The sequence below is a fragment of the Pseudomonas sp. NGC7 genome, assembly GCF_047159675.1.
Lineage (GTDB): Bacteria > Pseudomonadota > Gammaproteobacteria > Pseudomonadales > Pseudomonadaceae > Aquipseudomonas > Aquipseudomonas kermanshahensis.
This window is the reverse complement of record NZ_BAAFZY010000001.1, coordinates 2,500,061-2,521,082: the sequence shown is the minus strand read 5'-3', so window position 1 is coordinate 2,521,082 and position 21,022 is coordinate 2,500,061. Positions and strand designations below refer to the sequence as shown.

Genomic DNA, 21,022 nt, shown 5'->3' with positions numbered 1-21,022 from the left:
CCGCGAAGAGGCAGGTTCAGTAGAACGCTAAAACTGCACGTCCAGCGTCACACTGTCGGTGTAGCTCGCCGCCGGCGGTGTGGCCTGGTCGGTGTACACCTTGGCGTTATAGTTGAACACCTGGCTGCCTGTCCCCGTACCCACACCTGGGTTGATATCGGCATCACTGCTCGAACGCCGGGCACCGGTGACCGAGCCCCAGCGCACTGTACTGCCGCTCTTGAAGATATCGTAGGCCAGGTAGTTGTTTGCCGCCGACTTCATCCTGCGCCGCCCACCCGACACGTTCTGCCCGTCATCCAGCCCCACCGTGTAGCTGGTGCCTTTGGTACATGACAGGCTCACGCCTTGGTTCACCGTGGCAAACCCCGACACCACCGGCGCACTGCCGAAACTGATGGTGGGTGTGGTGATCTGGCAGTCGTTGCTCACCGTCAGGCTGACCGTGAGAAACTGAGTGCCGGAACTGTTATCTCGGCCGATGCACAAACCGCCAATGCCAATCCCATCGCAGTAGTTCCAGGCCCAGTTGACGCTCAGCGTCTCCTGGTAAAGCCCCGCCGCGACGTTACTGTTGAGCTGCGTGCGCATGTAGATCGGCACCGCCTTGGGTGTACCGTTGAGCAACCCGAGCAGGTCAAGAATGCCGTTGCGGGCAAAATCGAAGGCCACACCACGGGTGATCGGGTAGTTGGTGCTGCTGTCGGCATACAGCGTGTAGGGGATGACGTCACCGGTGGGGCCGACCAAACCTCCGGTAGCCGGCAGAATGGTCGCTTTGAAGGTATCGCCACTGCCGAGCACACTGAGCACCGAGCCGTTGCACTGCAACCCCGAATTGCTGCTGAAGACGGTCTGTACCGTGCTGCGTACCAGGGTCGAACTGACGGTGCCAAACGCTGCGGGCGAGGTTGGCACCGACGCGCACTTGGCCCACGCCGCACCTGCCGGCAGCAGCAACGCGCACGCCCACAACCCTCGCTGCCAGGCCTTCATCGGCACACCAATGGGCCGATCAAGGGAACAGAACCTGCGCCTTCAGGCAGGTCGAATTCGACTTGGCACTGCCCTCCGCCCTCCAGCGCCACCTGCAGGCGATTGTGCGGCGAGAGGTTTTCCAGGTAGACCAACCCATCCCAGCCAACCACCGCCTGGCTGCCGCTTTCCTCGTGGGTCACTCGGCTGCCGAGCTTGATCACCTGCTGGTTAGCGTCCACCAACTCGATACTCGCCGCCAGCACGCGCCTGAGCGGGAACTCCAGCAAGTAGCCGCTGCCACGACGCACCGCCACACGCTGCTCCACTTCGGGTGCCAGGATGTCGGGCGGCAGGTCCATCGGGTCGATCTCATATTTGCCCCGGTAGTAACCGCTGCTGTACGGCACCAGCAAATGGCCGCTGCTGTCGGTGCGGCCGATCTGCTGGTTCTCGTAGCGCACCGGCACATCGGCGTAGCCGTTGGTGCTGACCACCACGAAGGCGTCGTCGATGCGGTTGGCGGCGAACACCCCGGCGTCCATCCAAACCAACGAGCCGCTGGCGTCTGCCCATCGGGTCATCTCGCCACTGCTGCCGTATACACCGGCCTGCAACTGCACCGACTGCAGGCGCCAGGTGACATCGGCCTGGCGATAGGCATCGCGGTTGCCACCGGTGGCATACCCCAGGTTGTACCCGACGCCGCCGCCCACCGGCACCGCCCGGCTGTAGTTGACCCGCTGCAAGTCCTCGCCTTCCTTGCTGCGTTCTGCGCTTAACGCCAGGGTACCGTTAAGGTCGAACGGCATGACCAATTGCGCCTGCACAGCCCACTGGCTGTCACCGATTTCGCGGTTGGCCGACAGGTAGATGCTGCTGTTGCCCCACAGCGGCTTGCTCCAGCTCAGGTTGATCAGGCGCGTGCGCGAAGCGTCTGCGGCGCGTACGTCGAAATAGCCAGCGCCGAGGCTGCCATATTCATTGAGGTTGAGGCTGACGGTGACCTGCTCGCTACGTTGGCTCAACTGCATGTCCGGGCTGTCGACCCGCGACAGGTCGGCGTAGTCGCCATGGCGCTGCAGGCGCTGGTAGCTGAAGCCGATGCGCTGGCTGTTGTACTGGTAACCGAGGGCGACCTGATGGCCTTTCTCGCCGTCGAACTGGCTCTGTGCCAAGGCCGCATTCAGCACCCCGAAGTTGCCCAGGCGCATGTTGCCACCCAAGCCGCCCAGCACCAGTGACTCGGCGGTTTCGAGGTGGCTCTCCAGGTTAAAGCTGTCGCTAAGGCCGTAGCGCAAGCTCCCCGAGGCGACCCCTGGGCCGTAACTGAAATCGCGCACGGCATAATCGCGGCGCAGGCTACCGGCAGCTACCGAGAAGTCCGACAGGCCCTTTTGCAGCAGGCTGCTGGTGACATAGAACGGCAGCGTGGTCGACACCTGCCGGCCGAGGGCGTCGGTGGTTACCACCACCGCCTCACCTGCACCGTTGATGAACGGCACGTTGGTCAGGGTGTACGGGCCGGGCTGCAGCTCGGTGGTGCTGGACTTGTAGCCGTTGATGAACAGGTCCAGCGAAGTCGGTACCGCCGCCTCTCCGGCGAATGCGGGCAGCGGGTAGGTCACCAAGTCCGGACGAGCCGCGAAATCGCGCGACAGTTGCAGGCCGCCGACCCGCACCGCGCTGGTCCAAGGCAAGGCACCGGTGACGAAATCACCGGCTTCGTAGCTGAGCAGCCGTTGTTCATCGGTGAAGCGCCAGGTGCTGTCGTAACGCAGGAAGCCCTGGCGCGACTGGTCGGCCTGGGCGCCATTGAATGACTGGCGCCACTGGCCGGTACTGGAGAACGTCCCCCAGCTGTCGAACAGGCGCAGTTCGTTCCAGGCTGCCAGGTAGGTGCCACCCTCATCGGTGTCATTCAGGTACAGGTCGTAGTTGAACAAGGCGCCGAAACTGCTGCGCGCATCGCTGGCCGGGTACAGGTTGCGATCGCCTACCTGTTGGTCCGGCAGCCAGGCCGGCGGCACCTGCAGTAGCAGGCGCTGGCTCTGGCTGTCGTAGTCGGCGTGCAGACCTGGCACAGCATCCAGTGCCACTTCGCCCTGGGGGTCGCCTGGCAGGCTGATACCGGCCGTGCGCAGCACATCACTGCCCAGGAACAGTTGCCCGGCCCGTTGCTGCACGGGCACCAGTTCAGCCCTGGGCATCTGGTTCACCAGCAGGTCGAGGTACAGCGTGGCGTCGGCGATGGCGGACATCTCCGTGGGCGGTGGCGGCAGGTCGTCGGCCAGTGCCAGGCAGGGGCCGAACAGGGCCAGCCCCAGGCACCAGTGGCGCGGCGTCGCCGACAGCCATTTCACACACGGTTTCCGACCATTGCCGGGTCCTCCCTGGCCCCTGCCCTTCATTCAGCCGCTGGCTCATTGACCTTGGCGGATGGCATCCGCCACGTTCTGGCCATTGACCCGCCCTTTCAGCACACTGCCGGCGCTCGGCGCCAGCGGCGCCGGCCAACGCATGCTGGCACCGGGCAATACATAGCCCAGCAGGCCTTCGGCCAGCGGTTTGCTCTGGCTGCCTTGCTGCACCACCACATCGGTCAGGCGCGCATGCACCGGGCCGGTGTTGCGCAGCTCGACGTAGGGTTTGCCCTGCACGGTCACTGCGTGCCAGCTCAGTTGCGGCTTGCCCACCCCTTCGGCATTACGTTTGCCTTCAGGGTCGGCCTTGCCCCACAACCCTTCGCCGTAGACGAACAGCGGCACCGAATAACGCATCTGCAGGCGGATCGCGGCCGTAGCGCCCTGACTGGCGTTGTCTGCCGGGACTGCTGGGGGGATTTCGTCGATGATGATGCGATAGGCCTGCTCTTGGCCGGCGGGCGAACTGCCGGTGCGGGTCAGGCGGATCAACTGCTTTTGCCCCGGGGCGATATTGGCCACGGGCGGGCTGCCAATGATGTCGCGCTGTGCCTGAAACTGCTCTTGGTAATCACCCTGGCGCCAGGCGAACACCCGCACCTGCAGGTTCGCCGGCGCAGTGCCGCGGTTTTCCAGCCACAGTGCGCCGGCCTTCTGGTCAGCCTCCAGCACCGGGTCAATCGGCCAGATCAGCACCGAGGTGGCTGCCCCCGCCGGCAGGCTTGCCAGCAGCGATAACCCGATCAAACCACGCGCCCACTTCGCGCCTGCCCACATGCCACTCTCCTTAGACTGCTGTCATGGGTGCTGGCCGTTTCACCAGGTCACCGTCACTTGCACTACATCGGTGTAGGTCCCTGCCGGCAGCGTGCCGGTCAACTGGGTTCTGCCGTACACCGGCAATTTGATTGACGTGGGGTCGGTGTAACTGACCGCCACGCTCTGGCCAATGCCGAAGGCTTGGCTGTACGCCGCGTCGCGGTACAACTGGTAGGCCAACACCTGCGTGCCGCCCGTACGCTTGAGGTTGCGTGTGCCACTGGCGTTGTTCTGGCCGCCGTCCAGGCTCATGTTCAGGGTTACCCCGGGTGTGCACTGAAACGTCACGCTGGCGCCCCCCAGTGAGGTGCTCAGGGTGCCGCTGGCCAGCGCCGACTGGGTGCCGAAGTCGAGCGTCCCGTAGTTGCTCACGCCACCGACCACCAGGCAACCGGCGACGATCTGCGCATTCACCTGGAACGTGCTGGTGGGCACCGCCCCCAGGGGCGTGGCCAGCAGCACACCGATACCCGTGATGCCACTTGCCAGCCAACCGCGCATGGCTCAGAAGGTCAGCTCGACGGCCACCGTGTCGGTGTACACCCCCGCTGGCAGGCCTGCCTTGCCGCGTGCCTGACCATACAGGTTGACGGTCTGGGCCACGCCGGTACTGGTCGGCAAGGTGATGGTGCCGTCAATGGCCAGTATCTGGGTGCGCCCGGTATCGGTGTAGAAGTCGTAGGGCACGAAGTTGCCGGCGCCATCGGCGAGCGCACGCGTGCCGCCGCTGGACTGGCCATCGTGGCTACCGGCGCGCACGCGGATCGCCGGGATGCTGCCCGCCGAACACAGGATGCTCAAGGCGCTACCCGTGCCGCCAAGCACCTGGGCGTTGGCAGTACCGAACAGGGCATCCTGGGTGCCGAAGTTGAGGGTACCGAAGTTCAACCCTGAGCTCGCGGAACTGCCATTGACCTGGCAGGCCGCGATCAGTGTCAGCGTCGAGGTGATGTTACCGGTCACCGTGGCGGCCTGGGCCTGGGAAGCCAAGGCCAAACCGAGGCCGGCGAGGATGCAGTGGGTGAGGTTCGTGCGCATCGGAGTCTCCTTGCGTGGTTACCAGTCCAGGGTCACTCTCAGGGTGTCGCGGTACAGCCCGGCAGGCAGGGCGCGCGGTTGCGCCACTACCACGCCGTAGATCGGAATCGGTATCTGCTGGGTGCTGCTGATGGTGAAGGCGCGGGCCTGGCCGATGCCGTAGCGGCTGTTGCCACCCGGGTCCACCGCCAGTTGATAAGGGATCAGTTCACGGCCGTTGCTCAGGCGCCGTACGCCGTCATTGCCATTCAGGCCGCCGTTGATCCGCACGTTGAAGGCCCTGACCTCGGGCGTGCAACTGATCTGCAAGCGGCCCTCGCCGGCCACTTCGTCGACCCGGCTGCGCAGTGGCTGGTCCCAGTTCGGGCCACGTTCACCGAAGTCCATCAGGCCTGGGTTGCCCAGGGTTGCAGGCTGGTCGGTGCCGCTGCTGATCTGGCAGGCCGCACTGATCACCAGCCGCGCCTGGATGAACCCGGTGGTGGTGCCATGGGCCGCGCCACCGGGCAACAGCAGCGGGCCGAGGGTAAGCAGCAGGATCGAGGTGCGGTTCATGGCGTCGCGTCCTTGTGCAGGGGGCATCCTTACCAGGTGACCGTGATCTTGAGCAGGTCGCCATACAGGCCTGCCTGTGGTACCCAGGCCAGTTTGTCGATGCGGGCATAGAGCGGGAGTTCGATCGAACCGCTGCTCGGCACCCGCGCCGAGTGCGCGACATCGACCGCCAACGGCTCGCGCCAGGCGGGGTCGCGATACAAGCGATAAGGAATAGGCCGGGCCTTGCCGTCGTCGTTGGCCAGAAAGCGCAGCTCACCTGCGCCACCGTGCTGGCCGCCATCGACCCGCACCTGATAGGGCGTGTCGGGGTTGCATTCCAAGCGTGGCGGCCGCTGGCTGTGCAGTACACCGCTCAAGGGCGCGCCTGGGCCATCGAGCCGCGCGGCACTGCCCAGGTCGATCAGGCCCAACGCTTGTGCCCCGGCATCTCGCGTCTGGTTGACCAGCATGCAGCCCCGCTGCACCAGGACCCGCACTTCAACGAGAAAGTCCGTCGCTACGGCACTGCCGCTCAACAACAGGCCAAACAACGCGGCCAAAAAGCGTTCCGTCACTTTATAATCCTTATCGCTGTGTGCTGACGCTTTGCATTGAAGCTGTGTACCCATTGGAGCGTAGCAGCGGGGTGGAATAGCAGTGATGGCTTCAAGCCATTTTTTTGTATTAGCGATAAAGCGATAGCGGGCGTTCGCGGCCACCGCGAAAAAATCTTCAATGCCACCGAACCCCTCGTCGCACAGTGCCTCCAATGGCCATGAGCCGGCAAATCAGCCGACATTCTGGTACGGTGCATGTCAACCATCGTCCTGCACCAGACACGTGACCGCTGCATGGGCGGGCATGACAGGAGCGTTTTCATTGATAACTGCAGACAACCCCCTCGCCGAGGCCGTAGAGCGCTGTGCCCAGGAGCCGATCCAGGTGCCGGGCAGCATCCAGCCCCACGGGTTTCTGCTGGTGCTGGACGAGGCCGACCTGCACATCCTCCAGGCCAGCGAAAACGCCGAGCACTGGCTAGGCCTGCCCGCCAGGGAGCTGCTGGGCTGCGCCTTGGCCGAGCTGGTCGGTGACGGCTTCGATATGCGCGCGCACCTTGCACGCCTGCCCGACGACGAGGCCTTTCCGTTTCATATCGGCGACGTGTGCCTGCGCCCGGGTGCACCCTGGCGCGACAAGCTGCGCGTGCTGGCCCACCGTCACGACCAGGTGCTGATCGTCGAGTTCGAGCCCGTGCGCTTGCCGGCCGACCTGGCTGAGCAAGGTGATTACTACCCACTGGTGCGCAGCTTCGTCGGCAACCTGCACATGGCCGCCAGCCTTGAAGACCTGCTGCAGCAGTCGGTGGAACAGCTCAAGCGCATCACCGGGTTCGGCCGGGTCAAGGCGTACCGGTTCGACAGCGAAGGCAACGGCCAGGTGCTGGCCGAGGTGGCCGACCCCGGCTACCCCAGCTACCTGGGCCTGTGCTTCCCCGCCTCGGACATCCCGCGCCAGGCGCGCGAACTGTATCGGGTCAACCGCATCCGCGTGATCGAAGACGCCAACTACCAGCCCTCCAAACTGGTACCCGCCGCCAACCCGCGCACCGGCAAGGCGCTGGACATGAGTTTCGCCGCGCTGCGCAGCGTGTCGCCGGTGCACCTGCAGTACATGCGCAACATGGGCACGCTGGCCTCGATGTCGCTGTCGATCGTGGTCGACGGGCAACTGTGGGGGCTGGTGTCCTGCCACCATGACCAGCCACGCCCGGTGGACCTGCGTACCCGTACCGCCTGTGAGCTGCTGGCCAGCGTGTTGTCGCTGCAGATCGAGTCGCGTGAATCCCACGCCAGCACGCGTACCCTGCTCGACCTGCGCCAGCACATCGTGCGGATGATCTCGTCGATGGCCGATCACGACAGCGTCAGTGAGGGCCTGCGCGACCTGCCCGATGTGCTGCTGGAGTTTGCCGGTGCCAGCGGCGCCGCAGTGATCTCCGCCGACCGTTGCGACCTGATCGGCAAGACGCCACCGCAGGCGCAAGTCACGGCGCTGGTGCACTGGTTGGCCCAGCGCGGTGAAGACACGGTCTTCCACAGCGACAACGTACGCCGCGACATCGACGAGCTGCCTGAACTGGCAGACCATGTCGGCGGTGTGCTGGCAGTGGCCATCTCTCAAATCCACTCGCACTACCTGCTGTGGTTCCGCCCCGAGCAGGTGCGCACGGTCAACTGGGCCGGGCAGCCAAGCAAACAGGTCGGGCCGCAAGGCCAGCTTGACCCACGCCACAGCTTTGAACGCTGGCAGGAAGAAGTACGCGGCTTTTGCCAAGCCTGGGACCCGTTGATCGTCGAAGGCGTGGTGGAGCTGCGTACTGCCGTGCTGGGCATCGTCCTGCGCAAGGCCGAAGAGCTGGCACAACTGGCCGGCGAACTGCGCCGCTCGAACAAAGAACTCGAAGCCTTTTCCTACAGCGTGTCCCACGACCTGCGTGCGCCCTTGCGGCACATTGCGGGGTACACCGAGTTGCTCGGCGAAATCGAAGGCCAGGGCCTTAGCGAGCGTGGCCGGCGTTTTCTGCAGCACATTGGCGAAGCCGCGCAATTCGCTGGCAGCCTGGTAGACAACCTACTGAATTTCTCGCAAATGGGCCGCTCGGCCCTGCGCCTGTCGGATGTCGACCTCAATGCCCTGGTCGACGCCATACGCGCCGAGCTGGCACCGGACTACCAGGGCCGCGAAATTGTCTGGGACATCGCTCCCCTGCCCAAGGTGATCGCTGACCCGGCGTTCATCAACCTGGCGCTGCAAAACCTGATTGGCAACGCCATCAAATACACCCGCGGTCGCGACCCTGCGCGCATCGAGATCCGCGCCCAGGAGCACCCAGACGAGGTCGAGGTGTGCATCCGCGATAACGGCGTAGGCTTCGACATGGCCTACGCCAACAAGCTGTTCGGCGTGTTCCAGCGCCTGCACCGCATGGAAGACTTCGAAGGCACCGGGATAGGCCTGGCAAGCGTACGCCGCATCATTGAGCGCCATGACGGCCGTGTCTGGGCCGAAGGCCAGATCGACCAGGGCGCCAGTTTCCATTTCACCCTCCCGCGCCCCGCCGCGACTACATGAGGCCCCTGTACCATCATGCTCAAACCTATCCTGCTGGTAGAAGACAACCCCCGGGACCTGGAGCTGACGCTGCTGGCGTTGGAGCGCAGCCAGTTGGCCAACGAAGTCATCGTGCTGCGTGACGGCGCCGATGCGCTCGACTACCTGTTGCGCCGCAATGCCTATGCCGAACGCGACGGTGGCAACCCCGCCGTGCTGCTGCTGGACCTGAAACTGCCCAAAGTCGATGGCCTGGAAGTGCTCAAGGAAGTTCGCACCACCCCTGACCTGCGCAGCATCCCGACCGTGATGCTAACGTCGTCGCGGGAGGAGCCCGACCTGTTGCGCGCCTACGAACTGGGGGTCAATGCCTACGTGGTCAAGCCCGTGGAATTCAAGGAATTCGTCGCCGCCATCTCCGACCTCGGGGTGTTCTGGGCCGTGCTCAACGAACCGCCACCCGGCTCGCTGCGCCTAAACCGCCGCGGCAGCAACTGAGGCCAACGCGAACATGCTGCCAACGCCGCTGAAACTCTTGATGGTCGAAGACAGCTCGATGGACGCCGAGCTGACCCTGCTGCGCCTGGAGCGCAGCGGGCTGCACGTTCAGTCGCAGTTGGTGTTCGATCATGTCGGCGTCGAACACGCCCTGCGTGAGAGCCACTACGACCTGATCCTTTGCGACTGTGTGCTGCCCGGCTCGTCCGGTACCGACGTGCTGGCCATCGCCCAGCGCCTGGCGCCAGACACCCCGTTCATCTTCCTCTCCGGCATCTACGGCGAAGAGCACGCGGTGGAGATGATCCGCCTGGGTGCCACCGACTATGTACTGAAAAAAAACCTGCCGCTGCTGCCAAAGGCCGTGCGCCGGGCATTGACCGAAGTGCAGGAACGCCAGCGTCGGCGCCGCGCCGAAGAAGCGCTGGCGGATGTCGAGGCGCGCGCCCGCATCGCCATCGACGCCGCCGGCATGGGCACCTGGGACCTGCGCCCACAGGAAGGCCTGCTGCTGTGGGACGACCGCTGCAAGACCTTGTTCGGGCTGCCCACCAGTACCGAAATGACCCTGGACGTGTTCTTCGCGGGTATCTACCCCGAAGACCTGGCCATGGTCCGCGACGCCGTGGAGCATGCCATGCGCCCCGAGAGCGGCGGCCACTACCGGGTCGAGTTCCGCATCGCGCAACCCCACGGCCTGGAACCCCGCTGGCTGCTCAGCAGCGGCCAGAGCCAGTTCGTCGATGACCAGTGCGTGCGCTTTTCTGGCGTGCTGCAGGACATTCACACCCAACGCCAGGCCACCCTCGCCCTCAAGCAACTGAACGAGATGCTTGGCGAACGGGTCGAGCGCCGTACCCGTGAACGCGACCGCGCCTGGGAGCTGTCGCAAGACTTGTTGGCGGTGCTGAACAAAGACCTCACTCCGGTCGCCCTCAACCCAGCCTGGGAAGCCAGCCTGGGCCTTTCGCGCGAACGCCTGAGCCAAACGTCACTGTTGCACCTGCTGCCCGAGTCCGATCAGGAGCTTTTCCTCACGGAGCTGGCCGCCCTCGCCCACGGCCGCACCAGCGCGCGCTTTGTCGGCCGCATCCTGCATGCCGGCGGCCAGCAACGCTGGCTGTCTTGGGTGGTGGTACCCGAAGACACCCTGCTGTACGTGGTGGCCCGCGACATCACCAGCGAGCGCGAGTCCGCCCTGGGGCTGGCCGAGGCCAACACCCGCCTGCGTGAACAAATCACCGAACGCGAGCGTATCGAGGCTGCGCTGCAACAGATGCAGCGTCTGGAAGCGGTCGGCCAGTTGACCGCGGGTGTGGCGCACGACTTCAACAACCTGCTGACGGTGATCCTCACCGGTGCCAGCTTCCTTGAACGGGACCTCAACAAGGCCGACCTGGACAAAGCACGTACCCGCCTCACACACATCCGTGAAGCAGGCGAACGCGGTGCCAAGCTGACCTCGCAGTTGCTGGCCTTCTCCCGGCGCCAGCGCCTGGAGCCCGTGCCGCTGAACCTGAACCGGACACTGGCCGGCCTTGAAGAACTGCTGCGCCGAACCCTGGGCGGTAACGTGTCGGTGCGCCTGGACCTGGACCCGCACCTGTGGCAAGCACTGACCGACCCGACCCAGACCGAGATGATCATCCTCAACCTGGCGATCAATGCCCGCGACGCCATGCCCGACGGCGGCCAACTGACCCTCTACACCCGCAACACACACATCGAGGCCCGCCCCCAGCGCCCGGAAGACCCGGACCCTGGCGAGTACGTGATGCTGAGCATCCGCGATACCGGCTGCGGCATGAGCGAAGATGTGCTGGCCAAAGTGTTCGAGCCGTTTTTCACCACCAAGGACATCGGCAAGGGTTCGGGGCTTGGCCTGGCCCAGGTGTTTGGCTTCGCCAAGCAGTCGGGTGGCGGCGTGCGCATTGACACCGTGCCCGGGCGCGGCACCCAAGTAGCGGTGTACCTGCCGGCGGTCAAGGGTGAAGCGCAGAGCGAGCCTGTGGTGCCAGAGGTTTCCCAGCCGATCGGTGACAGTGGCCAAAACCACACTGTCTTGCTGGTGGATGACGACCACCTGGTACGCGACATGCTCGGCGATGTGCTGCGCCAGTACGGCTATCAGGTGCGCCAGGCACACAGCGGCGAACAGGCACTGGCATTGCTCGACGACGGCATCGACCTGCTGCTGACCGATTTCGCCATGCCCGAATTCAATGGCGCGCAGTTGGCCCTGGCAGCGCGCGAGCGACACCCGCGTTTACCGGTGGTGTTTCTGACGGGGTATGCGGAGCTGGAAGGGTTGGAGCTGCCCGGTAGCCTGGTGATTCAAAAGCCAGTGCAGGCCGAAGAATTGGCGCGGGTGCTGAGTGAATTGCTGCGGGTCTCGGCGTAGCTTTACAGCACCTGTTGTATGCTCGCCAGCTGTACCTGCTGTACGCACGCCAACTGTAGGAGCAGCCTTGTGCTGCGAAGAGGCCAGTGACCGTCAGGGAATGTCCGCTGCGGCTGCCGGCCTCTTCGCAGCACAAGGCTGCTCCTACAGTTTGGCGGGCATGGCGGGACTTAAGAACAGAAACGACAAAACCCAGCGCTTATCTGGCTAAGCACCGGGAAGACATAATAAGTTGAATCAGAAAATGGCAGGGGCGGCTGGATTCGAACCAACGCATGGCAGGATCAAAACCTGCTGCCTTACCGCTTGGCGACGCCCCTGTATCGAGATGCAGCAAACGCTGCTCTGACAATTCCAACTGAGTGACAACTGGGTTGTTGTCTTGGAATGCGCGGCACTTTAACAACATTCTTTCGGCCTGTGAACCCCCTGATGTAAAAAAAATGCTTTAAAACAGCAAGTTAGTTCCTTCCCTCTGCCAATACCCCATCCCGGCAACCATCCGTCGCTTTCCGCCTGCATGGCTTCAACACATTCGCATTTCACCTTTCCAATCAGATAGGCGCATTCATTGACCAAGGAGGTATCCATGCCTGTCTCACACGACCTTTACCAAGACCTGCACTACCCGCGGGAAATCGTCCAGCAACGTCGCCAGCAAGACAAAGCCCTCGACCGCCTGCTGGACGAGTACATGGACATCGACAACCAGGTGCTGGCCGCCGAATCGATCTCGGCCGGCAACTTCGTCGACGAGGACCTGCGCCACCTCAAGGAGCGTCGCTTGACGGTGAAGTACATGATCGAGCGCCAGCTGGAGCGCAAAGCCTAAGCGGGCGCTCGACCTATCTCGTCAGGCGATCATTGCCCACTGCTTTCTCTATTGGTCAAAATGGCGACCGTCGCGCAAGCTGCGCCCTGCACTGCCATCGACCAAGGAGCTATCGATTTGCCTGCCTGGATCCCTACCCCGCTGCGTCAGCTCGGCCAGCGCCTGCGCGCCAACACTGCCCCTGAAAGCGAATTGCTGGCCTGGTTCGAAGACAAGGCGTGCAGCCGTGGCTACCAGCTCAGTGACGGCCAACGCCGGGTCATCCACAGCATGGCCGAGCAACTGGCGCAGCTGGAACACGGGCAACCGTGCAGCCTGTACCTGCATGGCTCGGTCGGCCGCGGCAAAAGCTGGCTGCTCGACGGGTTTTTCCAGGCTGTGCCGGTAGAGGCCAAACGACGCCTGCACTTCCATGATTTTTTTGCCCGCCTGCACCAGGGCATGCACCGCCACCGCGCGCTGGACGATGCACTGGGCGCTACCTTGGACGAGCTGATTGGCCAGTGCCGGGTGTTGTGCTTCGACGAGTTCCATGTGCATGACATCGGCGATGCCATGCTGCTCACTCGGCTGTTCACCGCGCTGTTCGAGCGTGGGGTTTTCCTGTTGGTAACGTCGAACTATGCACCTGAAGGCCTGCTGCCCAATCCGCTATACCACGAACGCTTCCTGCCGGTGATCCGCCTGATCAACGGGCGCATGCAGGTGCTGGAAGTCGGTGGCGACACCGACTTTCGCAGCCTGCCGGCCAACCGCGAGCATCAGCGTTTTACCCAGGGGCACTATGTGTGGCCCGGCACTGCCGAGCAACGCCAGACGGTGAACGTACCGGACGCGCAGCCGGCCACATTGGACATCAATAAACGCAGCCTGCGCGTGCTGGCCAGTAACGACCGGCAGGTGATGTTCGCCTTCGACGACCTGTGCGAACAGCCTACCGCGGTGATCGATTACCTGGCACTGGCGGCGCAGTACGATGCGTGGGTGATCGATGGGCTGGACGACCTGTCTGAATGTTCGCTGGCAGCACAGCAGCGGTTCGTCAACCTGGTGGATGTGCTGTATGACCAGGACAAGCAGGTGACAGTGATCGGGCGGCGGCCGCTGAACGAAAGCCTGGGCGGAGCGATTGCCGACCTGATGCGCACCCGCAGCCGCTTGGGGCAGTTGCATCAGGTGGGACCTGAGTACTTTATTGGCTGAACTGGCGCATTCGCGGGGCAAGCCCCACCGGCATGTCACCGAACCTGAAAGCCGGGGGCTTCCTGTGGGAGCGGGCTTGCCCCGCGAATGGGCCATCAATACCACCGAATCAACCCGCCCGTGGCAGGTCCGCCAACACCGCCTCGATCTCCCCTAACACCGCCGGATCATCCAAGGTCGACGGCGGCACATAGTCCTGCCCATCGGCGATCTTGCGCAGCACCGCGCGCAAAATTTTCCCCGACCGGGTCTTGGGCAGCCGCTTGACCAACCGCACCCGGTTGAAACACGCCAGCGCACCGATTTCTTCGCGCACACTGCCGACCAGGTCCACCAGCAACTGCGATTCGGCAATGCCCTCGCCATCTTTCAGCACCACCAGCGCCAGCGGCACCTGACCCTTGATATCGTCATGCACGCCGATCACCGCGCACTCGGCCACGGCCGGGTGACGCGCCACCAGGTCCTCCATTTCACCGGTGGACAGGCGATGCCCAGAGACGTTGATCACGTCGTCCGTGCGCCCCATGATGTAGACGAAGCCGTCATCGTCCAAGTAGCCGCCATCGCCCGTGTGGTAGTAGCCCGGGTAGGTGCGCAGGTACGCTTGCAGGTAGCGCTCGTGATCGCCCCACAGCGTCTGGCTGCACCCAGGCGGCAACGGCAGCGCGATTACGATCGACCCCTGGTGGTTCGGCCCCAGCACATGGCCGTCATCGTCCAATACACGCACGTGGTAACCCGGCACTGCGCGATTGCTCGACCCTGCACGCGCCGCGCTGCCCTCCAGCCCAACGCAGGGCGCGGTGACCGGCCAGCCGGTCTCGGTTTGCCACCAATGGTCGTGCACAGGTTTGCCAGTGACCCGCTCCAGCCATTCGTGGGTGCTTGAATCGAGTTTTTCCCCCGCCAGGAACAACTGGCGCAGCGAGCTCAGGTCGTGTCCTTTGATCAGCTCACCGTCTGGGTCTTCCTTGCGGATGGCCCGCATGGCGGTCGGCGCGCAAAATAACGCGTTGACCTTGTATTGCTCGACCACGCGCCAGTAGGCGGAGGCGTCCGGGGTGCGGATCGGCTTGCCTTCGTAGAACACCGTGGTGCAGCCACTCATCAACGGCCCGTAGACGATCAGCGAATGGCCCACCACCCAACCCACGTCAGAAATACCCCACCACACATCGCCCGCCTGCATGCCGTAGATGTGGCGCATGGCATAGCACAGCGCAACCGCGTTGCCGCCGTTTTCACGCACGATGCCCTTGGGCTTTCCGGTGGTGCCGGAGGTGTACATGATGTACAGCGGGTCACCGGCGTCCAGCTCGACAGGGGCCACCGGCTCGGCCGTTGCCAATGCCTGCTGCCAGTCCAGGTCGCGGCCTGGCTGCAACTGGGCGGTGGCCTGGGGGCGTTGCAGGACCAGCACGTTGCGCGGCTGGTGACGGGCCAATTGCAGGGCACGATCGACCAGCGGCTTGTATTCGATTACCCGGTCGAACTCCAGGCCACAGGACGCCGTCAGCAGCAACGTGGGCCGGGCATCATCGATGCGCAAGGCCAGCTCGTTGGCGGCAAAACCGCCGAACACCACCGAATGCACCGCGCCTATCCGCGCGCACGCCAGCATGGCCATGGCCGCCTGCGGCACCATGGGCATGTAGATGATCACCCCATCGCCCTTGCCAACCCCCAATTCGCGCAGCAAACCGGCCAGGCGTGCCACCTCGTCGCGTAGCTGTCGGTAGGTATACGTCTGTTGAGTACCGGTCACCGGCGAGTCGTAGATCAGCGCCAACTGCTCGCCACGGCCTTGTTCGATCTGATGGTCGAGTGCCAGGTGGCAGCTGTTCAGGCGGCCGTCAGCAAACCAGCGGTGGGTGCCGTCAGGGTTTTCCTGCAAGGTCAGGGAAGGCTTGCGGTGCCAGGCCAGGTGCGCGGCTTGCTCGGCCCAGAACGCGGCAGGGTCGGCGATGGAGTGGGCGTAGCTGTGCTGATAGCTCATGTCGAAGGGAACCCGGTACTTGTTGTTATAGAAGGGCGAAACTTGAGTATGGACCGCCACGCCGGGCGCGCCATGGGACTAAAGTCACAACCGACCTGCAAATTTGCAGATAACACGAATACGCCCCATAACGGTGCAAAGCCTCTAGAATAGGCCGCCCCTTTTAGCCACCGAGCAGCCCATGGACATCGATCAGGCCCGTACCTTTCTGGAAATCGTGCGCTGCGGCAGCCTGGTCGCCGCCGCCGAACGCCTGTTCGTGTCACAAACGGCGATCACGGCGCGGGTCCAGCGCCTTGAGCAGCAATTGGGCTGCCAGTTGTTCGTGCGCAGCCGCAACGGCGCCAGCCTGACCAGCGATGGTGAGGCCTTCGTCAGCTATGCCAACCAGCTGGTGCAGACCTGGGAAGCGGCGCGCCGCGACCTGCCGCTGCCCGAAGGTTGCCAGCAGGTACTGCATGTGGGCGGCGAAGTGAGCCTGGGCAACCCGATGATGCTCGACTGGGTCAGTGCGCTGCACCGCGAACTGCCCAGCCATGCCATCCGCAGCGAAGTGAGCGACGGCGAATCGCTGCTGCGCAAGGTCGAAATGGGCCTGCTGGACGCCGCGCTGGTCTATCAGCCGACCTACGGGCCAGGCCTGCAAGTTGAGCAGTTGATGGAAGAGAAGCTGATCCGCGTGCGCCGGGTCGATCAGCCTGACCCGTACATCTATATCGACTGGGGCGAGGCGTTCCGCCGCCAGCACGACGCCGCCCTGCCCGACTGCGCGCGCCCGGCACTGAGTTTCAACCTCGGGCCGCTGGCCCTGCAGTTCATCCTCGACCAGGGCGGCAGTGGCTACTTCCGTACCCGCGTGGTGCAGGCTTACCTGGACAGCGGCGTGTTCGAGCGCGTGCCGCAGGCGCCAGAGTTCACCTACCCGACGTTTCTGGTGTACCCGCGCAAGCGCGACAGCGAAGCGCTGCAACAGGCCTTCGCGATACTCCGCCAGCTGGTGGCTGCCGGCGCCAGCGATTGGTCACAGCGCTGGGACCCGGTTATCTGAGGCACTGCCGGCGGCGCTCAGTAATTGGCGCTTGAGGCCGGCGATAAGGTCGGTCTGGGTGACCACCCCGACCAGTTGGCCGTTGTCGAGCACCGGCAGACAGTGCAGCCCTTGTTCACACAGCAAAGGCAGCAGGCGCTCCAGCGGGTGCTGGCTGCTGACACTGACCACCCGCCGGCTCATCACCTGCTCCATGCGCACTGCCTTGCGCCCGAACAGGCCGCGCCAGCGGAACCGCCCACGCTGCATGGCCGGCCCTACCAGGTCACTTAAGCTGACGATGCCGACCAGCTTGCCATGCTGGAGCACCGGCAGGGTTTTCAGGTGGTGGCTGGCCAGCAGCTTCCACGCCTGCTCCAGGGTGGTGTCCGGTGACGCGAACTGCACATCGCGCGACATCACGGAGGCTGCTGTGATACCGCCCAGGCTGCGCTGCAAGGCATGCTGTTCGGTGGCGAGGATGATGCGCTCCAGTTCGTCCCGGGTGACATCGACGAACTCGCCCAGCTCTTCAAGGGCCTGGTCCAGGTCGGCGCCGCTGACCCCGACACGCTCGCTGGGCAGCGGGTCGTGGGTGTGATGCAGCTCTTTGCGTGGGGCCGTGCCTTTGGGGTAACGCACGCCAGTCAGGCGGTTGTAGACCACCGCCACTGCCACCAGAATCAGCGCATTGAGCAGCACCGGCTCCAGCAGGTGATCCCCTAACGCGGTCAGGCCCGGGTCGGCCAGCACCGCACTGACCGCCACACCGCCGCCCGGTGGGTGCAGGCAGCGCAACAGGCACATCACCAGTACCGAGAGCGCCAGGGCAGTAGCAGCCACCCAAAGCTCAGGCCCGAAACCCTGGCGCATGGCCAGGCCGACGGCGCCCGCCAGGGCGTAACTGCCCAGCACGGGCCAGGGCTGGGCCAAAGGGCCGGAATGCACGGCAAATACCAACACTGCCGAAGCGGCCAAAGGGCCCAGAAGGTGCAAAGCGATGCCAGGGCCATAGGCCATGCTGGTCAGCCAGCCGGCCAAGAACAAGCCAAGCAAGGCGCCGATAGCAGCGCGCAGCCATTCTTTGGGGGGGATATTCAGGGGTGCGGGCAACAGCCGCTGCAGACGACTTTCGGAACGCGAAGCAGGCATGTGAATAATCGAAATCGTAGTTTTTCTGGTTAAAAAGAAAGCCCAGCCAAGCTGGCCTGGGCCCTGTATTGCCAGAGCAATAGCGCAAGGGGCTCCGTCCGTGGAGAGATGGAAACTGGGAAGTTTCGTGCGGGGATTGTGCCGGGTGGGATTGGCGAGGGCCAATTCAAAAAAATGCGCCTGTACTGCAATTTTTTTGCAGTGGTGATCTGCTCACAGGCCCGCTGCGGCAATGCTGTGAGCGCGGCCTTGCGTCGCGAAAGGGGCGCGAAGCGGCCCCGGCATTATCTAGCCCTGCGCGGCAAGTCGATGCTCACCCGCAACCCGCCCAACGGGCTCTGAAGCAACGCCAGTTGCCCGCCCCAAGCCTCGACGATATCGCGCACGATGCCCAGCCCAAGGCCATGCCCATCGACCTGCTCATCCAGCCGCGAGCCCCGCTCCAGCACCTGCAGGCGCTGGCTTTCTGGAATACCTGGGCCATCATCGTCGACCCACAGCCGGTAACCGCCGTCGCTCGGTGCAATGCCCAGGCGTACTTCGCAGTCTGCCCATTTGCAAGCGTTGTCCAGCAGGTTGCCTAATAACTCCAGAACGTCCTCGCGGTCCCACGGCAACAGCAGCCCAGGCGGTACGTCCCGCTCAAGCAACAGGCCTTCACCGTGGATCATGCCCAAGGTGCTCAACAACCCCGGCAATTCGGCATCGCAATCGAACTGGGCACCGGGCAAGGCGTCACCCGCCAGGCGAGCGCGGTTGAGTTCGCGTGCCAGGCGCTGCTGAATGTGCTCAAGCTGCGCGCGCATTTGCTCGCGCACGTCCGGCAGGCCCTCCAAACGCGCGCTGGACGCCAGGCTCAGCAAGACCGCCAACGGCGTCTTCAGCGCATGGCCAAGGTTGCCCAAGGCATTGCGCGAGCGCCGCAGGCTGTCTTCGGTGTGGCTCAGCAAGTGGTTGATCTGCCCCACCAGCGGCGCCAGCTCGACAGGCACTTCGGCATCCAGTTGCGAGCGCTGCCCTTGTTGCAACTGGGCGATCTGCTGGCGGGCACGCTCCAGCGGGCGCAATGAGCGCTTAACCGTGACGCGCTGGAGCACCAGCACCAGTATCAACGCCACCAGCCCCATGCCCAGGCCGATCTGCTGCATGCGCCGGAAGCCTTCACGCACCGGTGAGTAATCCTGCGCCACACTGATCGAGATGTCCTGGCCTAGGCGGCGATAGTCAGCACGCAGCGCCAGCAATTGCTGCCCCTCTGGGCCCAGCTCGTGGCTATCGGAAAGCCCAGGAGCGGCGGGCTTGGGCATGTCCAGGTCCCACAGCGAACGCGAGCGCCAGGTACCGTTGTCAAAATCGATGCGAAAGTAATACCCGGAAAACGGCCGCTGATAGGCCGCAGAAATGCGCCGCTCGTCCAGCTGCAAACCTGAAGGCCCCCGCACCAGGGCCACCAGCAGGTTCTCGCTTTCCTTGCGCAAGCCGTTTTCCAGGTAGCGCTGCAGGCCCGCCTCGAACAGCCACAGGGTGAGTTGCGCCAGCACCACACCCACCACCACCAGCACGGCCACCAAACCCAGGCTCAACCGCGCCTGAATCGACTTCACGCAACGCTCCCGGCGTAGATATAGCCTTGCCCGCGGCGCGTCTCGATCACACTGCGGCCCAACTTGCGGCGCAGGTGGTTGACGTGCACTTCAAGGACGTTGGAATCGCGCTCCGTCTCGCCATCGTAAAGGTGCTCGGCCAGATGGCTCTTGGACAGGATCTGCTGCGGATGCAGCATGAAATAACGCAGCAGCCGAAACTCGGCAGCGGTCAGCTGGATATCGACACCGTCACGGCTCACGCACTGCCGGCTTTCATCCAGGTGCAGGCCGGCGGCTTCCAAGGTGGGCTGGTTGGCCAGGCCACGGGCACGGCGCAGTAACGCCTGGATGCGCAACTGCAACTCTTCGGGGTGGAAGGGTTTGCTCAGGTAGTCGTCGGCACCGGCCTTGAGGCCTTCGATGCGCTCGGCCCAGGAGCCGCGGGCGGTCAGCACCAGCACTGGCGTGGCCAGGCCAGCGGCACGCCACTGGGCGAGCACGTCGAGCCCCGGCAAGCCTGGCAAGCCGAGGTCCAGGATAATCAGGTCGTAGGGTTCGCTCTGGCCCTGGTACACCGCATCGCGGCCATCGGCCAGCCAGTCCACGGCGTAGCCCTGGCGCTGCAGGCCGGCGATCAGTTCATCGGCCAGCGGGACATTGTCCTCGACAAGCAACAGGCGCATTCAGTCGTCTTCCTCGTCTTTGAGCAGGGCACCGGTACTGGCGTCTAGCTTGATTTCGCGGACCACACCTTCGGCAGTCAGCAACTCGACTTCGTATTCGTAGCGATCGTCGTCTTCTTCCAGCTCGGCCTCCAGCAAACGCGCCCCGGGGTGACGCCCCAGGGCGGTTTCCAGCAGCTGCTCGAGCGGCAGGATGACGCCCTTCTGGCGCAGCGCCAGGGCCTCGTCCTGATCCAGGTCACGGGCAGCCGCCAGGGAGCAGACAGCCAGCAGCGAAAGCGCGAGGTATCGCGCCGGCCGCGGTAAGGGGATCATCAGTTATCTCGCGCGTCCTTGAGTACTTCACCGGTCTTGGCATCCAGGTCGACGTCCCACTCGACGTTCTGTGCGTCGCGCAGCTCGACCTTGTAGATGTAGCGGCCGTATTCGTCTTCAAGTTCCGAGTCTTTGACCGTGGCGCCTGGGTGCTTGGCCATGGCGGTGGCTTTCAGCTCATCCAGCGACTTGATGGTCTTGGCGTTGACCAGTTTGACCACTTCGTCAGGCTGAACGTCCTTGGCGAAAGCGGCATTGGCGCCCAGGGTAAGGGCGGCGGCGGTGAACAGGGCAGTCAAGGTTTTCATCGTGTCTTCTCTCCTGAGAGATGTTCAAGTTGTCTACGGGGTTAAGATTACCCAGCGGTCCTTAATTCAACCTGAAAACAGCTGGCGCCATGATAAACTGCGCGCATTCTTGATT

The 21,022-nt window shown here is 64.1% G+C and carries 19 protein-coding genes and 1 tRNA gene; 6 read left to right on the top strand and 14 right to left on the bottom strand.

Translation table 11 applies throughout. The features are described from left to right. Positions 1-27: 27 nt before the first annotated feature. The 7 genes from ACMCNM_RS11540 to ACMCNM_RS11510 form a co-directional block, all read right to left on the bottom strand. On the bottom strand, positions 28-996 hold the full coding sequence (locus tag ACMCNM_RS11540; RefSeq protein WP_412764367.1) for a spore coat protein U domain-containing protein: 969 nt from the start codon (positions 994-996) through the stop codon (positions 28-30). Continuing rightward, complete coding sequence (locus ACMCNM_RS11535) at positions 993-3,236, bottom strand: fimbria/pilus outer membrane usher protein (protein ID WP_412765915.1); 2,244 nt, start codon at positions 3,234-3,236, stop codon at positions 993-995. The genes ACMCNM_RS11540 and ACMCNM_RS11535 overlap by 4 nt, the downstream gene beginning before the upstream one ends. 162 nt (positions 3,237-3,398) lie before the next feature. Next, positions 3,399-4,175, bottom strand: coding sequence for a molecular chaperone (locus ACMCNM_RS11530; protein ID WP_099429910.1), 777 nt, complete (start codon positions 4,173-4,175; stop codon positions 3,399-3,401). Between the two features lie 39 nt (positions 4,176-4,214). After that, a complete protein-coding gene (locus tag ACMCNM_RS11525) occupies positions 4,215-4,718 on the bottom strand; it encodes a spore coat U domain-containing protein (protein WP_027593898.1) in 504 nt (167 codons plus the stop codon). Positions 4,719-4,721: 3 nt separating this feature from the next. Beyond that, positions 4,722-5,255: a spore coat U domain-containing protein gene (locus tag ACMCNM_RS11520; RefSeq protein WP_186678894.1), complete on the bottom strand. Its 534-nt coding sequence runs from the start codon at positions 5,253-5,255 to the stop codon at positions 4,722-4,724. A gap of 18 nt (positions 5,256-5,273) precedes the next feature. Further along, a complete protein-coding gene (locus ACMCNM_RS11515) occupies positions 5,274-5,810 on the bottom strand; it encodes a spore coat U domain-containing protein (protein ID WP_027593900.1) in 537 nt (178 codons plus the stop codon). 29 nt (positions 5,811-5,839) lie between these two features. Continuing rightward, on the bottom strand, positions 5,840-6,367 hold the full coding sequence (locus tag ACMCNM_RS11510; protein ID WP_027593901.1) for a spore coat U domain-containing protein: 528 nt from the start codon (positions 6,365-6,367) through the stop codon (positions 5,840-5,842). Between the two features lie 307 nt (positions 6,368-6,674). Between ACMCNM_RS11510 and ACMCNM_RS11505 the strand changes: the two genes are divergently transcribed. From ACMCNM_RS11505 to ACMCNM_RS11495, 3 genes are read left to right on the top strand one after another with little or no spacing between them, the layout of a single operon-like run. Beyond that, positions 6,675-8,924: an ATP-binding protein gene (locus tag ACMCNM_RS11505; protein ID WP_027593902.1), complete on the top strand. Its 2,250-nt coding sequence runs from the start codon at positions 6,675-6,677 to the stop codon at positions 8,922-8,924. Positions 8,925-8,939: 15 nt separating this feature from the next. Beyond that, positions 8,940-9,401, top strand: a complete 462-nt coding sequence (locus tag ACMCNM_RS11500; RefSeq protein ID WP_027593903.1) for a response regulator — start codon at positions 8,940-8,942, stop codon at positions 9,399-9,401. 13 nt (positions 9,402-9,414) lie between these two features. Further along, complete coding sequence (locus ACMCNM_RS11495; RefSeq protein WP_099453496.1) at positions 9,415-11,802, top strand: hybrid sensor histidine kinase/response regulator; 2,388 nt, start codon at positions 9,415-9,417, stop codon at positions 11,800-11,802. A 245-nt stretch (positions 11,803-12,047) separates the two neighbouring features. On the opposite strand, the gene ACMCNM_RS11490 is transcribed toward ACMCNM_RS11495, so the two are convergent. Then, positions 12,048-12,122: transfer RNA gene (locus ACMCNM_RS11490), tRNA-Gln, on the bottom strand. Positions 12,123-12,391: 269 nt separating this feature from the next. Here ACMCNM_RS11490 and ACMCNM_RS11485 point away from each other — a divergent pair. Beyond that, positions 12,392-12,634, top strand: coding sequence for a hypothetical protein (locus ACMCNM_RS11485; protein WP_027593905.1), 243 nt, complete (start codon positions 12,392-12,394; stop codon positions 12,632-12,634). A 117-nt stretch (positions 12,635-12,751) separates the two neighbouring features. After that, positions 12,752-13,837, top strand: a complete 1,086-nt coding sequence (gene zapE, locus ACMCNM_RS11480; RefSeq protein WP_412764366.1) for a cell division protein ZapE — start codon at positions 12,752-12,754, stop codon at positions 13,835-13,837. A 109-nt stretch (positions 13,838-13,946) separates the two neighbouring features. Here the strand turns inward: zapE and ACMCNM_RS11475 are convergent, their stop codons facing one another. After that, positions 13,947-15,836, bottom strand: a complete 1,890-nt coding sequence (locus ACMCNM_RS11475; protein ID WP_412764365.1) for a propionyl-CoA synthetase — start codon at positions 15,834-15,836, stop codon at positions 13,947-13,949. 181 nt (positions 15,837-16,017) lie between these two features. On the opposite strand from ACMCNM_RS11475, the gene ACMCNM_RS11470 reads away from it, so the two are divergent. Beyond that, positions 16,018-16,884: a LysR family transcriptional regulator gene (locus ACMCNM_RS11470; RefSeq protein WP_085273236.1), complete on the top strand. Its 867-nt coding sequence runs from the start codon at positions 16,018-16,020 to the stop codon at positions 16,882-16,884. On the opposite strand, the gene ACMCNM_RS11465 is transcribed toward ACMCNM_RS11470, so the two are convergent. From ACMCNM_RS11465 to ACMCNM_RS11445, 5 genes are all read right to left on the bottom strand, one after another. Further along, the gene (locus tag ACMCNM_RS11465) at positions 16,858-18,015 is read right to left on the bottom strand and encodes an HPP family protein (RefSeq protein WP_412764364.1); all 1,158 of its coding nucleotides are present in this window, start codon (positions 18,013-18,015) and stop codon (positions 16,858-16,860) included. The two genes, ACMCNM_RS11470 and ACMCNM_RS11465, sit on opposite strands and share 27 nt — an antisense overlap. Before the next feature lie 284 nt (positions 18,016-18,299). After that, complete coding sequence (locus tag ACMCNM_RS11460; protein ID WP_186703370.1) at positions 18,300-19,619, bottom strand: ATP-binding protein; 1,320 nt, start codon at positions 19,617-19,619, stop codon at positions 18,300-18,302. Beyond that, a complete protein-coding gene (locus tag ACMCNM_RS11455; RefSeq protein WP_027593911.1) occupies positions 19,616-20,284 on the bottom strand; it encodes a response regulator transcription factor in 669 nt (222 codons plus the stop codon). The genes ACMCNM_RS11460 and ACMCNM_RS11455 overlap by 4 nt, the downstream gene beginning before the upstream one ends. Next, a complete protein-coding gene (locus tag ACMCNM_RS11450) occupies positions 20,285-20,599 on the bottom strand; it encodes a PepSY domain-containing protein (RefSeq protein ID WP_186678922.1) in 315 nt (104 codons plus the stop codon). Next, entirely contained in the window at positions 20,599-20,907 is a 309-nt protein-coding gene (locus ACMCNM_RS11445) for a PepSY domain-containing protein (RefSeq protein ID WP_099429918.1), read from the bottom strand. Before ACMCNM_RS11445 ends, ACMCNM_RS11450 begins: the two co-directional genes overlap by 1 nt. Positions 20,908-21,022: the final 115 nt, after the last annotated feature.

Bases quoted from the DNA above. Each gene is read 5' to 3' on its own strand.
- ACMCNM_RS11540 (WP_412764367.1), bottom strand. From the start codon at position 996: ATGAAGGCCTGGCAGCGAGGGTTGTGGGCGTGCGCGTTGCTGCTGCCG.
- ACMCNM_RS11535 (WP_412765915.1), bottom strand. From the start codon at position 3,236: ATGTCCGCCATCGCCGACGCCACGCTGTACCTCGACCTGCTGGTGAAC.
- ACMCNM_RS11530 (WP_099429910.1), bottom strand. From the start codon at position 4,175: ATGTGGGCAGGCGCGAAGTGGGCGCGTGGTTTGATCGGGTTATCGCTG.
- ACMCNM_RS11525 (WP_027593898.1), bottom strand. From the start codon at position 4,718: ATGCGCGGTTGGCTGGCAAGTGGCATCACGGGTATCGGTGTGCTGCTG.
- ACMCNM_RS11520 (WP_186678894.1), bottom strand. From the start codon at position 5,255: ATGCGCACGAACCTCACCCACTGCATCCTCGCCGGCCTCGGTTTGGCC.
- ACMCNM_RS11515 (WP_027593900.1), bottom strand. From the start codon at position 5,810: ATGAACCGCACCTCGATCCTGCTGCTTACCCTCGGCCCGCTGCTGTTG.
- ACMCNM_RS11500 (WP_027593903.1), top strand. From the start codon at position 8,940: ATGCTCAAACCTATCCTGCTGGTAGAAGACAACCCCCGGGACCTGGAG.
- ACMCNM_RS11495 (WP_099453496.1), top strand. From the start codon at position 9,415: ATGCTGCCAACGCCGCTGAAACTCTTGATGGTCGAAGACAGCTCGATG.
- ACMCNM_RS11485 (WP_027593905.1), top strand. From the start codon at position 12,392: ATGCCTGTCTCACACGACCTTTACCAAGACCTGCACTACCCGCGGGAA.
- ACMCNM_RS11475 (WP_412764365.1), bottom strand. From the start codon at position 15,836: ATGAGCTATCAGCACAGCTACGCCCACTCCATCGCCGACCCTGCCGCG.
- ACMCNM_RS11470 (WP_085273236.1), top strand. From the start codon at position 16,018: ATGGACATCGATCAGGCCCGTACCTTTCTGGAAATCGTGCGCTGCGGC.
- ACMCNM_RS11465 (WP_412764364.1), bottom strand. From the start codon at position 18,015: ATGCCTGCTTCGCGTTCCGAAAGTCGTCTGCAGCGGCTGTTGCCCGCA.
- ACMCNM_RS11455 (WP_027593911.1), bottom strand. From the start codon at position 20,284: ATGCGCCTGTTGCTTGTCGAGGACAATGTCCCGCTGGCCGATGAACTG.
- ACMCNM_RS11450 (WP_186678922.1), bottom strand. From the start codon at position 20,599: ATGATCCCCTTACCGCGGCCGGCGCGATACCTCGCGCTTTCGCTGCTG.
- ACMCNM_RS11445 (WP_099429918.1), bottom strand. From the start codon at position 20,907: ATGAAAACCTTGACTGCCCTGTTCACCGCCGCCGCCCTTACCCTGGGC.